Source organism: Caballeronia sp. M23-90 (assembly GCF_053574605.1).
On the sequence record NZ_JBSIPA010000016.1, the window covers coordinates 23,959 to 36,518 of the forward strand.

17 protein-coding genes are annotated in these 12,560 nt (G+C 60.6%); 12 read left to right on the top strand and 5 right to left on the bottom strand.

All coding sequences use genetic code 11. The features are described 5' to 3' along the window. The first annotated feature begins 81 nt into the window (after window positions 1–81). The 6 genes from ACRXB1_RS03355 (at window position 82) to ACRXB1_RS03380 (ending at window position 4,889) form a co-directional block, all read left to right on the top strand. Window positions 82–918, top strand: coding sequence for an oxidoreductase (locus tag ACRXB1_RS03355; RefSeq protein ID WP_449491089.1), 837 nt, complete (start codon window positions 82–84; stop codon window positions 916–918). A 104-nt stretch (window positions 919–1,022) separates the two neighbouring features. After that, the gene (locus tag ACRXB1_RS03360) at window positions 1,023–1,598 is read left to right on the top strand and encodes an RNA polymerase sigma factor (RefSeq protein WP_449491090.1); all 576 of its coding nucleotides are present in this window, start codon (window positions 1,023–1,025) and stop codon (window positions 1,596–1,598) included. Between the two features lie 11 nt (window positions 1,599–1,609). Beyond that, a complete protein-coding gene (locus ACRXB1_RS03365) occupies window positions 1,610–1,927 on the top strand; it encodes a hypothetical protein (RefSeq protein ID WP_062001140.1) in 318 nt (105 codons plus the stop codon). Further along, entirely contained in the window at window positions 1,924–2,226 is a 303-nt protein-coding gene (locus ACRXB1_RS03370; RefSeq protein WP_449491091.1) for a 4Fe-4S dicluster domain-containing protein, read from the top strand. The genes ACRXB1_RS03365 and ACRXB1_RS03370 overlap by 4 nt, the downstream gene beginning before the upstream one ends. A 167-nt stretch (window positions 2,227–2,393) precedes the next feature. Beyond that, window positions 2,394–3,689, top strand: coding sequence for an L-fuconate dehydratase (locus ACRXB1_RS03375; protein WP_449491092.1), 1,296 nt, complete (start codon window positions 2,394–2,396; stop codon window positions 3,687–3,689). Window positions 3,690–3,839: 150 nt separating this feature from the next. Then, the gene (locus tag ACRXB1_RS03380; protein WP_062001143.1) at window positions 3,840–4,889 is read left to right on the top strand and encodes a HoxN/HupN/NixA family nickel/cobalt transporter; all 1,050 of its coding nucleotides are present in this window, start codon (window positions 3,840–3,842) and stop codon (window positions 4,887–4,889) included. Window positions 4,890–4,907: 18 nt separating this feature from the next. Here the strand turns inward: ACRXB1_RS03380 and ACRXB1_RS03385 are convergent, their stop codons facing one another. Both ACRXB1_RS03385 and ACRXB1_RS03390 read right to left on the bottom strand, forming a co-directional pair. Beyond that, window positions 4,908–5,399 carry a GAF domain-containing protein gene (locus ACRXB1_RS03385; RefSeq protein WP_449491093.1) on the bottom strand — a complete coding sequence of 164 codons (492 nt, stop codon included), beginning with the start codon at window positions 5,397–5,399 and terminating at the stop codon, window positions 4,908–4,910. Between the two features lie 38 nt (window positions 5,400–5,437). Further along, a complete protein-coding gene (locus ACRXB1_RS03390) occupies window positions 5,438–6,085 on the bottom strand; it encodes a 4'-phosphopantetheinyl transferase family protein (protein ID WP_449491094.1) in 648 nt (215 codons plus the stop codon). Window positions 6,086–6,230: 145 nt separating this feature from the next. On the opposite strand from ACRXB1_RS03390, the gene ACRXB1_RS03395 reads away from it, so the two are divergent. From ACRXB1_RS03395 to ACRXB1_RS03410, 4 genes are all read left to right on the top strand, one after another. Beyond that, window positions 6,231–6,836: a nitroreductase family protein gene (locus ACRXB1_RS03395; protein ID WP_075360353.1), complete on the top strand. Its 606-nt coding sequence runs from the start codon at window positions 6,231–6,233 to the stop codon at window positions 6,834–6,836. A 2-nt stretch (window positions 6,837–6,838) separates the two neighbouring features. After that, complete coding sequence (locus ACRXB1_RS03400; RefSeq protein ID WP_449491095.1) at window positions 6,839–7,606, top strand: hypothetical protein; 768 nt, start codon at window positions 6,839–6,841, stop codon at window positions 7,604–7,606. Between the two features lie 101 nt (window positions 7,607–7,707). Next, window positions 7,708–8,124: a MarR family winged helix-turn-helix transcriptional regulator gene (locus ACRXB1_RS03405; RefSeq protein WP_174363530.1), complete on the top strand. Its 417-nt coding sequence runs from the start codon at window positions 7,708–7,710 to the stop codon at window positions 8,122–8,124. A gap of 58 nt (window positions 8,125–8,182) precedes the next feature. Further along, on the top strand, window positions 8,183–8,440 hold the full coding sequence (locus tag ACRXB1_RS03410; RefSeq protein ID WP_449491096.1) for a hypothetical protein: 258 nt from the start codon (window positions 8,183–8,185) through the stop codon (window positions 8,438–8,440). A gap of 39 nt (window positions 8,441–8,479) precedes the next feature. Here ACRXB1_RS03410 and ACRXB1_RS03415 read toward each other — a convergent pair whose 3' ends face one another. Both ACRXB1_RS03415 and ACRXB1_RS03420 read right to left on the bottom strand, forming a co-directional pair. Next, window positions 8,480–8,773, bottom strand: a complete 294-nt coding sequence (locus tag ACRXB1_RS03415) for an H-NS histone family protein (RefSeq protein WP_449491097.1) — start codon at window positions 8,771–8,773, stop codon at window positions 8,480–8,482. A gap of 456 nt (window positions 8,774–9,229) precedes the next feature. Then, the gene (locus tag ACRXB1_RS03420) at window positions 9,230–10,084 is read right to left on the bottom strand and encodes a LysR family transcriptional regulator (protein ID WP_449491098.1); all 855 of its coding nucleotides are present in this window, start codon (window positions 10,082–10,084) and stop codon (window positions 9,230–9,232) included. 110 nt (window positions 10,085–10,194) lie between these two features. On the opposite strand from ACRXB1_RS03420, the gene ACRXB1_RS03425 reads away from it, so the two are divergent. Further along, complete coding sequence (locus tag ACRXB1_RS03425; RefSeq protein ID WP_449491099.1) at window positions 10,195–11,181, top strand: zinc-dependent alcohol dehydrogenase family protein; 987 nt, start codon at window positions 10,195–10,197, stop codon at window positions 11,179–11,181. 3 nt (window positions 11,182–11,184) lie between these two features. Here the strand turns inward: ACRXB1_RS03425 and ACRXB1_RS03430 are convergent, their stop codons facing one another. Beyond that, window positions 11,185–12,081, bottom strand: coding sequence for a DMT family transporter (locus ACRXB1_RS03430; RefSeq protein ID WP_449491100.1), 897 nt, complete (start codon window positions 12,079–12,081; stop codon window positions 11,185–11,187). Window positions 12,082–12,189: 108 nt separating this feature from the next. Between ACRXB1_RS03430 and ACRXB1_RS03435 the strand changes: the two genes are divergently transcribed. After that, window positions 12,190–12,560: GntR family transcriptional regulator (locus tag ACRXB1_RS03435; protein WP_449491101.1), on the top strand; the 371-nt coding region annotated here is incomplete at its 3' end.

Genomic DNA, 12,560 nt, shown 5'->3' on the forward strand with positions numbered 1-12,560 from the left:
AGCAAGAACGCACGACGAACGGGCTACCGGTGAAGCATCGACGCGTGTTCCCATGGAACTCCGATCATCGAGGAGCACATCATGCAGACAACCTGGTTCATCACCGGCGCAAGCCGTGGACTCGGCGCAAACATCGCAGAAGCCGCCTTGCGAGCCGGCGACCGCGTGGTCGCGACGGGCCGCAAACGAGAGGATGTCAGTGCACGCCTCGGGCAGGACAGCGAGCAATTGCTCAGTCTCACTCTGGATGTCGCCGACAAAACCGAGGCGCAAGCCGCAGTCGATGCAGCGATAAAGAAGTTCGGCACGATCGATGTGCTGGTGAACAACGCCGGCTACGGTCATCTGGGTTTCTTCGAAGAGACCACGATGCAGGACGTGCAGGCGCAACTCTCCACGAACCTCTTCGGCACCTTCAACGTCACATGGGCGGCGCTCCCGGTCATGCGCGCTGCTCGGCGGGGTCGCATCTTCAACGTGTCATCGCTTGCGGGCATTCTTGGCGCTGAACTGTGCTCGCTGTATAGCGCGAGCAAGTTTGCGCTCGAAGGTTTTTCCGAATCATTGGCCAAGGAAGTGGCGCCGTTTGGATTGCACGTGACCATCGTTGAGCCGGGTCCTTTCCGCACTGACTTCCTGAAGCCCGAGTCGCTTCGTTTCGGCGATAAACCCATCGCGGATTACGACGAACGACGGGCCACGCTTCGTGCGTCGTTCGAACAACGCAACGGTCAGCAGCCAGGCGATCCGGTGAAACTTGCAGAAGCGATGATCAAACTTGCGGGCGAGCCCGAGCCGCCTCTGCGCTTCATTGCAGGTTCGATTGCCGTCAATGCAGCCGATGCAAAACTCGCCGCCATGCAAGCGGAATTGAATCAGTGGCGCGATGTATCGGTGAGCACCGACGGCACTTACTGAACGCGGTTCACTGGCAAAACGTCTAATCTCCCTCATGGAGCGGCCGCCCGGCCGCTTTTTTCACGCGGACACAATATTCCCGCTTGTGGATCGTCAGCAGGTGTATGGAACCGCCGAAGCCGTCAGGCCCGATCATCATCGAAAGCGATAACGAGATCACCGCAACCGTCTTGCGTGAGCGCTCGAAGCTCGGAAATTTTATCCGGCGTCGTGTGCGCGATCCCAGTGACGCCGAAGACATCCTGCAGGATGTGCTGCACGAGTTCGTCCGGGCGTACCGGCTGCCCGAGCCTATCGAACAGGTCAGTGCGTGGCTGTTCCGGGTGGCGCGCAATCGCATCATCGACCGGTTTCGCAAGAAACGAGAACAGCCGTTAGGCGAAATCGACGATGAAGCCGATGAGGACTACCGGCTCGATCTCGCCCTTCCTGCGCAGGACGGCGGTCCCGAAGCGTCCTATGCGCGCACGGTTCTGCTGACGGCATTGCAGGAGGCGATCGATGAACTTCCTGCCAATCAGCGCGACATTTTTATCGCTCACGAACTGGAGGGGCGCGGCTTCAAGGAGCTGGCGCTGGAAACCGGTGTGAGCATCAACACGCTGCTCGCTCGCAAGCGTTACGCGGTGCTGCATCTGCGCACGCGCTTGCAGCCTGTTTATGACGATCTGGATATTTGAGGAGAAAGGCAATGCGTTTCGGACTGAAGATATTGGCCAAGGTGGTGTTGGCATTCGTTGCGGTCGCCGCTTTGGGGTGGCTTGTCATGACCTTGTGGAACTGGGTGGTTCCGGCGTTGTTCATCGGCGCCCGGGTGATCGATTTTCCGCATGCGCTGGGGTTGATGGTGTTGAGCCGCATTCTGTTCGGCGGCTTTCGGGGGCATGGCGGAGGATGGCGCGGACGCCGCCAATGGCGGCGCTGGGAACAGATGACGCCCGAGGAACGCGAGCAATTCAAGAGCCGGCGGTGTGGGGTTCGCAAGCCCCGCGAGGCTGACAGCGTATGAGCGCCGTTCTCGCGTCATCGGCGAACTGCAAGCAGGCGCCGGGTGTCATCGTCCCGTTGGTGAATCTGAAACGTTGCGAAGGCAAGGCCGATTGCGCGGTGGTCTGTCCGGAAAACGTGTTCGTGATCCGTCAAATCGATACAGCGGACTACGCGCGCCTGGGCCCGCTGAACAAGCTCAAACTGCGCGTCCATGGAATGAAGGTCGCTTACACGCCCAACGAGGACGCGTGCCGCGCATGCGGTTTATGCGTGACCGCTTGCCCTGAGCGGGCAATCACGCTGGCGAGAAAGACCTGAACGCTCAAGGCTCCACGGATGCCCCGCAGTGCGTAGTGGCCTTTGATAACGACGTTGTACCCCGTGCTAGCATGCCTGCAACCAAACGCAGCGGGTGAGCGCGTGCCCGCTGAGCGCGTGCCCGGGTTTGTACCAAGTCGAATCTGCCATTGCACGGAGGTGTTCAGATGACCACGATCACGAATTTGTCCGTCAGGGACATCCGCTTTCCCACCTCGCGATCGCTCGATGGCTCGGACGCAATGAATGCGGCGCCGGACTATTCCGCCGCCTACGTTATCCTCGAAACCGATTCACCCACGAAGCTCAATGGTCACGGCCTCACGTTCACCATAGGACGCGGCAACGAGATCTGCGTGGCCGCAGTGAAGGCGCTTGCGCCGCTGATCATCGGCAAGAAGCTCGAGGACATCACCGCAAACATGGGTGACTTCTGGCGCGGTTTTACATCGGATAGCCAGTTGCGCTGGATCGGTCCGGACAAGGGCGCGATCCACCTTGCAACAGCCGCGGTCGTCAACGCCGTATGGGACCTGTGGGCGAAATCCGTGCAGAAGCCCGTGTGGAAACTGCTAGTGGATATGAGCCCCGAAGAACTCGTGCGCTGCCTCGATTTCCGCTACGTCACGGACGCGCTCACGCCTGAAGAAGCATTGGCAATATTGCGCCGTCACTCGCCGACCCGTGCCGCACGCGAGCAGGAAATGCTGGCTGATGGCTATCCGGCGTACACCACGTCGGCAGGCTGGCTTGGCTACGACGATGAAAAGATCCGCCGCCTTGCGCGCGAAGGCGTGGCCCAGGGATGGACGCATTTCAAGCAGAAGGTCGGCGGCAACATAGAAGAAGACATCCGCCGCGCGCGCATTCTTCGCGATGAAATCGGCGCCGATCGCAAACTGATGATGGACGCCAACCAGGTCTGGGACGTCGACGAAGCCGTCGCCAACATGCGCCGCCTGGCGCAGTTCGACCCGTGGTGGATCGAAGAGCCCACGAGTCCCGACGATATCCTCGGCCACGCCGCGATCCGTAGCCGGATTGCGCCCATCGGCGTCGCCACCGGCGAGCATTGCCAGAACCGCGTGATGTTCAAGCAATTGCTGCAGGCGGGCGCCATCGACTTTTGTCAGATCGACAGTTGCCGGCTAGGCGGCCTGAACGAAGTGATCGTGGTGTTGCTGATGGCCGCCAAGTTCGGCGTGCCGGTGTGTCCGCACGCGGGCGGCGTGGGTTTGTGCGAGTACGTCCAGCATATTTCCATCTTCGATTATGTCTGCGTGTCGGCGTCGCTGGATAATCGCGTGCTTGAATACGTCGATCATCTGCACGAGCATTTCGTCAGCCCGGTCGTTATCCGCAATGGCCGATACATGCCGCCGGACTCAGCCGGCTATAGCATCGAGATGCATGCCGCTTCGCTAGAACGATTCCATTTCCCCGATGGCGAGGGATGGGCCTAAGTCGGGCATAAGTGACACGCGGTTTAATATTCCGATCGGAGCGATCGTGAATGCGGCCAGAGAATTTTGGCACGCTATCATTCGAGCGCTATCGTGATCAGCCAGGTCTCTTGCTCGGTCCGGCACCCAAAACTCAAAGACGGAATATCAATGCGAGCACTGATAAAGGCAGTCTTCGGCGACGAACAAGGCCACATGCGCCAAAAGATCTTCAGCCTTTATGCCTTACTGATTGCCTTCAATGCCGGCGCCTGGATCTGGGCCTTCGTCGCATTCCATCACTACCCGCTGCTGCTCGGAACAAGCCTGCTTGCGTACTCGTTCGGCTTGCGTCACGCGGTGGACGCCGACCATATTGCGGCTATCGATAACGTCACGCGCAAGCTCATGCAGGACGGCAGGCGTCCTGTCACCGTGGGTTTGATGTTCTCGCTGGGACATTCGACGGTAGTCGTGCTTGCATCGGTGGCGATCGCCGCAACGGCCATGGCGCTGCAAACACGCATGGCGGAGTTCAAGGAGATCGGCGGCCTCATTGGCACGCTGGTTTCCACGTTCTTCCTGTTCGCCATCGCGATCATGAACCTGGTCATTCTGCGCGCGGTGATTGGCGCCTTTCGTCGCGTGCGGCGCGGCGAGCCCTATGTGGATGAAGACTTCGACTTGCTGCTCGCGAATCGCGGTTTCTTTGCGCGCATCTTCAGGCCGCTGTTTCGCCTGATCACGAAAAGCCGCCACATGTACCTGCTTGGTTTCCTGTTCGGCCTCGGCTTCGATACCGCCACCGAAGTCGGCTTGCTCGGCATATCGGCCGCGGGCGCGTCGCAAGGCTTGCCGATCTGGTCGATCATCGTGTTTCCAGTGCTGTTCACCGCGGGCATGACGCTGATCGATACCACCGACAGCATCCTGATGCTCGGCGCTTATGGCTGGGCCTTCGTCAAGCCCATTCGCAAGCTCTACTACAACATCACCATCACCACGATTTCCGTGCTCGTCGCGCTGCTGGTCGGGAGTATCGAGGGCCTGGGGTTGCTTGCGGACAAGCTGCAACTTGGCGGATGGTTCTGGAATGCGGTCGGCAGCCTCAACGACAACTTCGGCATGATCGGCTACGTGATCGTTGGCGTGTTTGCGGCGAGCTGGCTGATCTCAGCCGCGGTGTACCGCTGGAAACGGTTCGACGAGCTCGAGACGTAATAGCGCTTATGAATACAATCAAGCCCAGGCAAGTTCCATGAACACGCTGCAGAGCGCTTCCATGCCTTGAGCATCGTCGGCATCGAAGCGATTCACAATGGGACTATCCACGTCCCACACGCCAACGAGCGTCCCGTCCTTCGCAATCAACGGCACCACGATCTCCGATTGAGACGCCGAGTCGCACGCAATGTGTCCGGGGAACTCGTGGACATCGCGCACAACCTGCGTCTCGCGGGTTTGTGCGGCGGTCCCGCAAACGCCTTTGCCAAGCGCGATACGAACGCAAGCCGGTTTCCCCTGGAACGGACCGACCACGAGTTCGGCGCCATCGAAGAAATAAAAGCCGCTCCAGTTCAGGTCGGACAGCGTGTGATAAACGAGCGCCGAGAAATTCGCGGCATTGGCGATGCGATCGGTTTCATCGGCGAGGAGCGAGCGGGCCTGCGCAAGCAGTTCCTGATATTGCTCGGCTTTGGAGCCGGTAATGGGCTGGATTGTCAGCGACATAAGATGCTTCTTGGATGGATGCTGGATATTTCAACATATCACAGCGGACCGGTATCGGCAGGGACGCCGAACGCGACGGCGGCTTCGTAACCATCGACATCATCGAGCCACGCGAAGTCGAACCCCGGCGGAATGCGCCCGTTCGCCAGATCGATGGACTTCAAGCCGTCGCCAATTCCAATCCCCGCGCCCGTTGCCTTGAGCAACGCTTCCTTGGCAGTCCAGCACCGATAAAACTCGCGCACAGCCGTTATTCCTGGCGCTTCCTCGTTTACGCAAACCGCGTCCAGGAGCGTGCGCCAGTCAAGCGCCGGATTCGCTTCTTCAATGTCTACGCCGACCGCTCGCAGCGTCGATACCGCAATCAGGACACGCTTGCCCGAATGCGACACGTTGAAGGACACATGTGGAAAGGCTGCAAGCGCTGGTCGTCCGTGAGCGCCCGCCCTGAATTCGAGTTGCGCCGGATCGCGCGCCACACGCTTGCCGAGAATCTCGCGCAGAGTCGATCGCGCGACCGCGAACCGCACGCGATCTTCGAGCCGCTTGTAACGCGCCATCCGCTCCCGTTCGTCCGCGCTGAGAACGCGGTTCACGCAGGCCGAAGTGTCGGCGAGCTCCACGTCAACGCGCCATAACGCAATATCGGAGGGCCATCGGCCGAGGTTGGCGAGCAGGATGGGCATCGGTCGGAAGGAGAAAAAAGCAGTGTTATCCCAAAGCCGGAAGTATAAGGTCTTGCCGTGACAAAATTCTGGTATTGAGAATCATTTGCAATTAGCGTGATTTTTGGCCATCATGGGCGCCTTCGGAAAGCTTTGGACATTTCCCATGGAAACCATGACCCATGCTGGCGCCGATGCGTTGCAGCTATTGATGACGCGCCAGTCACACTGGCCGCTCACCGAGCCGGCGCCCGATGACGCGCAACTCAGGCAGATCTTCGATGCCGCCCTGCGCGCGCCCGATCACGGCGGTTTGCGCCCGTGGCGCTTTGTGCTGATCCGTGGCGACGCGCGTTTGAAACTCGGCGAAGTGCTGGTCGACCTCGCGTCTTCGCGCTCGCCCGGTGAACCGCGCTCGGCGCACGAACACCGCGGCGGGCGTGCGCTGGCGGCGCCTGTAGTGATTGCGCTGGTGGCATCGATCACGACGCGAACCAAGGTGCCCGAAGTCGAGCAGTTGCTGGCCGTCGGTGCTGCCGCCATGAACATGCTGAACGCCGTCCACGCGTTGGGCTTCGGCGGCTTCTGGGCAACCGGCGCCGACAGCTACGAACCCGGCATGCACCGCGCGCTCGGACTCGCTGATACGGATCGGCTGCTTGGCTTCCTGTTCGTCGGCACGCCACCTGAAGGCACGCGCGAAATCGCGCGCCCTTCCAGCGACGCCTACGTCACCGAGTGGTTCGAGGCGAGCGTGCAGAGCACGGACTGACTATGGCAAGCCCTGCTCTGACTGACATTTCGCGCGCGGACCGGACCCGTGATGTCCAGCCCGTGAAGCGCGTCGATCACGGTCCGCCGCCGCAGTTCATGCCATTGCGCATGAACGAAACCCTGTCGATGGAACCGCGCGTTCCGCAGAAAGGCGAAGTCTTCGTATTCCGTTTCCGAAGCCAATGGCAGCGCATCAGCGCGCACGATGCAGCAACGTGGCTCACGCAAGACGAGACGCGCCGCGCCGCGTTGCTGCCAAGTCCCGCATTGCGATACCGCTATATATCGAGCCGCGCAGTGCTTAGGCTGGCTGTCGCGCGCCTGTCCGGCTGCGAGCCGAGCGCGATCGATCTTCGGGACGATGCAAAAGGCCGTTTGCTCGCCCAGGCGACCGGAACCAATACGGTTCTGTGCGCGGATATAGGCTATGCGGGCGTATGGATCATGCTTGCCATCAGTGCAGCGCAGGTAGGGCTCGGGACATCGCTGCCATCGTTCGGATCGGGCTCGGACGCTCCTTTGTCCGATACCGCCAGCCCCCTGCCCTCCGGCCGACAGCGGGCGCGTGACAACAGCTTGCTGAGCGCGGCCGGTCATCGTTCGGCTACTGATAGTCCCGACAGCGCCGACGACCTCGCCGCAAACGGAGCATGGTACGTGTTCGACTTGCCCATGCCCGGACAACTTTGTGCGTCGATCTGCAGCTTGACGCCGATAAACACCATCCACGCGTTTGGATGGAGCAAGCGCAACGAAAACGGCCGATAACCTCCGTTCATCCGCACAGCATCCGCAGGTCCGCGTAATGACGGCCGAACTGGTCCAGACAAATAGTTGTTTTGCTAACTATCCTGTGCTTTAATGCCTCCATGTTCGATCACTGCCTCTACTTCAACTCCGCTGCACTTGCGCGCCTCGTGGAACGCGAGTGGACCGCCGTGTACGCTGAATTCGGCCTCACGCCGCCACAAGGATTCGTGCTTCGGGTTGTCCTCGCCACGCCCGGCTGCCTCAGCAGCCAGGTGGCGGACATTCTTGGAATAGCGAGGCCGACTGCCACGCGACTTATCGACAGCCTGTGCGAAAAACAACTGGTCGAGCGCAGTCAGGCGAAGACCGATGGCCGCGAGTGGACAGTCAGTGCGACCGCGGCAGGCCGTGCGCTCGACCGCCCGATCAACAACGCCAGCGCGCGAATTGCCAGAACCTTGCGCGGAAAGATCGGTCCGGAATTATTCGAATCCGCCGTCACATCGATGCACGAAGTGAGAAAAGCGCTGGCATGACCTTCGCCAATTTTTTGGTCGTCAATAGTTGTCTTGCTAACCATTAACAGGAAAAAAAATGAACCATGATTCGCACCGCATGGCTGGCATGAAGAGGATCCATTCATCGATAAAATGGCTTGGCGCCACCATTGCGATCATCGGCGTGGCGTTGTTGCTCGCTGGAATCAGGATGGCAGTGCCAAGCGCCCGCGTGAATACCGCGCGGTGCCTTGAAGCCTATGCGCATGACCAGAATCGCAGCGTTGAAGGACTGCTTCGTGACACTGCGTTGCATGCGTCGCTTATAGAGGCGACAACCCTTTGCTCACAGTAGAAACGAGCAAAGCGTTCATACCCGCAACCAGAAACCTGCTTAAGCACCCACCAGGAAATCGGCACGATTCTTATCGGCGATCCAGTGTGGCGCGCGTCCTCGCCCTGACCATGTGGCGCCAGTCGTTGTGTCGCGGTATTTAGGGGCGGTGACGGTTGCAGCGGGCGCCTTTGCCAGAACGCTGTGTCCCATCAACTCGGACAGCGAAATCTTGTATTCGCCCATTTTCGCGACTATCTCCGCGAGAACGATTTCAGCCTGACGTTGCCGCGCTACTTCCAATTGATCCTGCAGCGCTTCGCGCTGCGCAAGCAGTTCTTTGAGGGTGGGCATTTCACTTTGCATTATAAAAATTGTTGTTCAAAAGCACTTTGATGTTCTCGGGCGCAGCACCGGATATGCCAGTGCGAAACCATGTCGAGGATTGCAGGACTGTTCCGCTGCGATATTTCAATGCGACCCGGTTAAAACCGGAAGGTCAGCTTTGACCCGAGTATTCCCGCCCCAATTTGGCAGCAAACTCTTGATCAGGCGCGTGCCAGGAAATGCCGGCAGAGGAAGAAGTCTGGGAAGCCGCGGGACGGCTTTGCGCCTCTTCGTTGCAGCGGGGTCAAGTGTACGCGTTTTAGTCGGCGGCGCGCGGGATGGCGTCGCATTGACGCTATTAAAGCATAAGAACCGCCTTCGTGATAATCCCCTTTTGTTGTCGCGACGCTGAAAGGTTTCGATAAAGCCCCGAGACTAAGGACTTATTTCAATGTTTTGGATAATCAATGTTCACCGTCGCACTTAGAGATTTGCCAGCTTTTCGATAATCAAATCAAGCAAAGCCCGCAATCTTGCGAGACGGCGCAGGTCGCGGTGATAGCCAAACCATAAGTCGCGTCCGGGCGGCGCTTCACCCAGGTCGATCCGCTGAATGCCCGGCGTGGTGTCGCCGAGCGGACATGGCAGGACGGCAAGCCCCGCGCCCTGCGCGCACATCTTCGCCTGCGCGTCGCGATTATTGCTGCCGAACGCCAAGTGAGCATGCGGCAATATGCGTCGTATCCAGTTGACGTCGGGCAGCGTACCGAACGCGCTGTCCATGGTGACAAGTCCGCAGCCCTTACCGTCGCCGGCGCGGGGCGGGAGTGCATCGGCGGGACCGTAGAGCGCGTAGTCCATGTGCATGAATTTTCGCTGGATGACGTCTGCCTCTTCGAACGGCGTGATACGGAATAACAGGTCGGCATCGCGTCGCGCAAGACTCAAGCGGCGGGAATCCGTGACGAGTTCAATGCTGACCCTCGGATGCGCCCGCAGGAACTCGGCGAACACCGGCGTCAGGACGTGAACGCCGAACCAGTCCGACGACGATACCCGCAACACGCCTGTGAGATGCGTCTCCTTGCCGGCAAGCGAGCGCTCGAACGCGAGCGCGTCCTCCTCCATTCGCTCCGCGTGCGCGAGCACGGCAGAGCCTTCGTCGGTGAGGATGAAACCGTCGGCAGTGCGCTGGAACAAGGTTTGTCCGATCGCTTCCTCGAGCGCGCGAAGCCGCCGTCCCATGGTCGGCTGTGTCTGCCCCGACTGCCTTGCCGCCGCGCTGAGCGTGCCGGTGCGCGCAATCGCGAGGAAGATCCGTACGTCGCTCCAGTCCATTCTTCCTCATGCAAAAATGTTTAGCCGACGTGCAGTAACGTCGATTGCCGTACTTTCCCGCATGGACGAACATGAATCAAGCAAATTCATTCGCCTCGGAGAGAAACATCATGGACATGCAAGTTCTGGTTCTGCAGCGCTATAACGGACCGCTCGAACGCACGGTGCTTCCCCAGCCCGTCCCGCAAGCGGGTGAAGTGCTGGTGCGCATCAAGGCCGCGGGGCTCAACCCGCTCGATACGAAGATCCGTGCCGGCAGCGCCGCTCACGCGAAGCACCCGCTGCCGCTTGTCCTGGGTATCGATATGGCTGGTGTAATCGAAGCTGTCGGCGCAGGCGTGTCGCAGTTCAAGCCCGGCGATGAAGTTTATGGAATGACCGGCGGTGTCGCGGGAATCCAGGGCTCGCTCGCCCAGTTCGCCGCCGTTGACGCGCGGCTGATTGCGCTGAAACCAGCGAATCTGTCTATGAAACAAGCAGCCGCACTGCCGCTAAGCTTCATCACGTCGTATCAGGGAATCGTCGACAGAGCGCGTGTGCAAGCCGGTCAAACCGTGCTGGTGCAAGGCGGCGCTGGCGGCGTCGGGCACGTTTCGGTTCAGCTTGCGCGGGCGTTGGGCGCTCAGGTTTTCGCCACGGTCAGCGAGGCGGACGTGGCGCTGATGCAACAGCATGGGGCGACGGGCATCGATTATCGGACTTTTTCCGTCGAGCAGTACGTGAAAGCGCACACGAACGCAGAGGGATTCGACGTGGTCGCGGATACCGTCGGCGGCGCCACGCTCGATGCGTCGTTTGCAGCGGTCAAGCAATTCGGGCACGTGGTCAGCGCGCTCGGCTGGCGCACGCATTCGCTCGCCCCGCTGTCGTTTCGCGAGGCGACCTATTCCGGCGTATTCACGCTTGCACCGCTTCTGACGGGCAAGCACCGCGAACATCATGGCGAGATCCTCGAGGTCGCGACCGCACTTGCTGAAGAAGGAAAGCTCGTCCCGAAGCTGGATCCGCGCACCTTCGACCTGGACAGCACCGAACTCGCCTACCAGTCCATGACCGACGGCACCGCCAACGGAAAACTCGTGGTCGATATCCGCTGACGTTCAACGCGCCGCCAGCACCACCACCGGCCGCGCGAACCGCTTCGCGCCGACCACGCAAAGCACGACGGCCGTGGCGACGGCGACCATCGACCAGCCAACCGGTTCGTGAAGCAGGGTCGCCGCGAGCACCAGCCCGAAAAAGGGCTGAAGCAACTGCAATTGCCCGACAGCGGCAATGCCGCCCTGAGCCAGTCCGCGATACCAGAACACGAAGCCGATCAGCATGCTGAACAGGGATACGTAGGCGAGTCCCATCCATGCCGGTTCGCCGATCCCGTCCCATGAGGCCGGCAAGGTCGCAAGCGCCGCCGGAACCATGACGGGCAGGGACATCACCAGCGCCCACGAGATCACCTGCCAGCCGCCGAGCTTGCGCGAGAGCCGCGCGCCTTCCGCATAACCCAGACCGCAGACGATCACCGCGCCGATCATCAATACATCGCCGATAGAAGCTGCGCCGCCGCCCTGCAGCAGCGCAAATCCTGCGACGAGTACCGCGCCAAGCCCGGAAAAAAGCCAGAACGCGGGACGTGGACGCTCACCGCCGCGCAGCACGCCGAAGATCGCGGTCGTGAGCGGCAACACCGCCACGAAAACCACCGAATGCCCCGCCGTGATGTGCTTGAGCGCGAGCGCCGTCAGCAACGGAAAGCCGATGACCACGCCGAACGCGACCACGGCAAGCGGTATCAGGTCGCTGCGTTCGGGGCGTTTTTCACGGAACACCAGCAATAGCACGAGGCCGAGCGCACCCGCAATGCACGCACGCGCCACGGTCAGGAAGACCGGGTCGAAACTCGCGACCGCAAGACGCGTAGCGGGAAGCGATCCGCTGAAAATCAGCATCCCGAGAAAACCGTTCATCCACCCGCTCGCTGCCTTGTCTGTCTCGCTCATTCTCTTACCTCTGGATTCAAGCTCGAAGTATCGGTTGGGGATGCATGGCTTTTCCAGAGACAGTGCGCTACAGTTCTGCAAAACTGTCTTGGTCGGAAACCAGTACACATGGAAGACACAATCCAGGCCGAAAGCGGAACGCTCGTTGAGCGCGTGATGCAGGCCGTCCAGCAGCGAATCTCGAATCGCACACTTTCGGCAGGCGCCCGGGTGCCGTCCATTCGCGGCCTGGCAGAGACGCTGCAGGTATCCAAATCCACTGTGGTCGAGGCGTATGACCGGCTCGCGGCCGAGGGCGTGATCCAGTCGCGGCGCGGATCGGGCTTTTACGTCACCGGCCACTTGCCGCCGCTTTCACTGGCCGAACTCGGTCCACTGCTGGACCGGGCGGTCGATCCGTTCTGGGTATCGCGCCAGTCGCTCGATGCCGCCGACGACACCCTGAAAGCCGGCTGCGGCTGGCTGCCCGGGTCGTGGCA

Coding starts and splice junctions, on each gene's coding strand:
- ACRXB1_RS03390 (WP_449491094.1), bottom strand. CDS start 6,085: ATGCCCATCCTGCTCGCCAACCTCGGCCGATGGCCCTCCGATATTGCG.
- ACRXB1_RS03355 (WP_449491089.1), top strand. CDS start 82: ATGCAGACAACCTGGTTCATCACCGGCGCAAGCCGTGGACTCGGCGCA.
- ACRXB1_RS03405 (WP_174363530.1), top strand. CDS start 7,708: ATGTTCGATCACTGCCTCTACTTCAACTCCGCTGCACTTGCGCGCCTC.
- ACRXB1_RS03370 (WP_449491091.1), top strand. CDS start 1,924: ATGAGCGCCGTTCTCGCGTCATCGGCGAACTGCAAGCAGGCGCCGGGT.
- ACRXB1_RS03385 (WP_449491093.1), bottom strand. CDS start 5,399: ATGTCGCTGACAATCCAGCCCATTACCGGCTCCAAAGCCGAGCAATAT.
- ACRXB1_RS03425 (WP_449491099.1), top strand. CDS start 10,195: ATGGACATGCAAGTTCTGGTTCTGCAGCGCTATAACGGACCGCTCGAA.
- ACRXB1_RS03420 (WP_449491098.1), bottom strand. CDS start 10,084: ATGGACTGGAGCGACGTACGGATCTTCCTCGCGATTGCGCGCACCGGC.
- ACRXB1_RS03410 (WP_449491096.1), top strand. CDS start 8,183: ATGAACCATGATTCGCACCGCATGGCTGGCATGAAGAGGATCCATTCA.
- ACRXB1_RS03395 (WP_075360353.1), top strand. CDS start 6,231: ATGGAAACCATGACCCATGCTGGCGCCGATGCGTTGCAGCTATTGATG.
- ACRXB1_RS03365 (WP_062001140.1), top strand. CDS start 1,610: ATGCGTTTCGGACTGAAGATATTGGCCAAGGTGGTGTTGGCATTCGTT.
- ACRXB1_RS03430 (WP_449491100.1), bottom strand. CDS start 12,081: ATGAGCGAGACAGACAAGGCAGCGAGCGGGTGGATGAACGGTTTTCTC.
- ACRXB1_RS03360 (WP_449491090.1), top strand. CDS start 1,023: ATGGAACCGCCGAAGCCGTCAGGCCCGATCATCATCGAAAGCGATAAC.
- ACRXB1_RS03375 (WP_449491092.1), top strand. CDS start 2,394: ATGACCACGATCACGAATTTGTCCGTCAGGGACATCCGCTTTCCCACC.
- ACRXB1_RS03400 (WP_449491095.1), top strand. CDS start 6,839: ATGGCAAGCCCTGCTCTGACTGACATTTCGCGCGCGGACCGGACCCGT.
- ACRXB1_RS03380 (WP_062001143.1), top strand. CDS start 3,840: ATGCGAGCACTGATAAAGGCAGTCTTCGGCGACGAACAAGGCCACATG.
- ACRXB1_RS03415 (WP_449491097.1), bottom strand. CDS start 8,773: ATGCCCACCCTCAAAGAACTGCTTGCGCAGCGCGAAGCGCTGCAGGAT.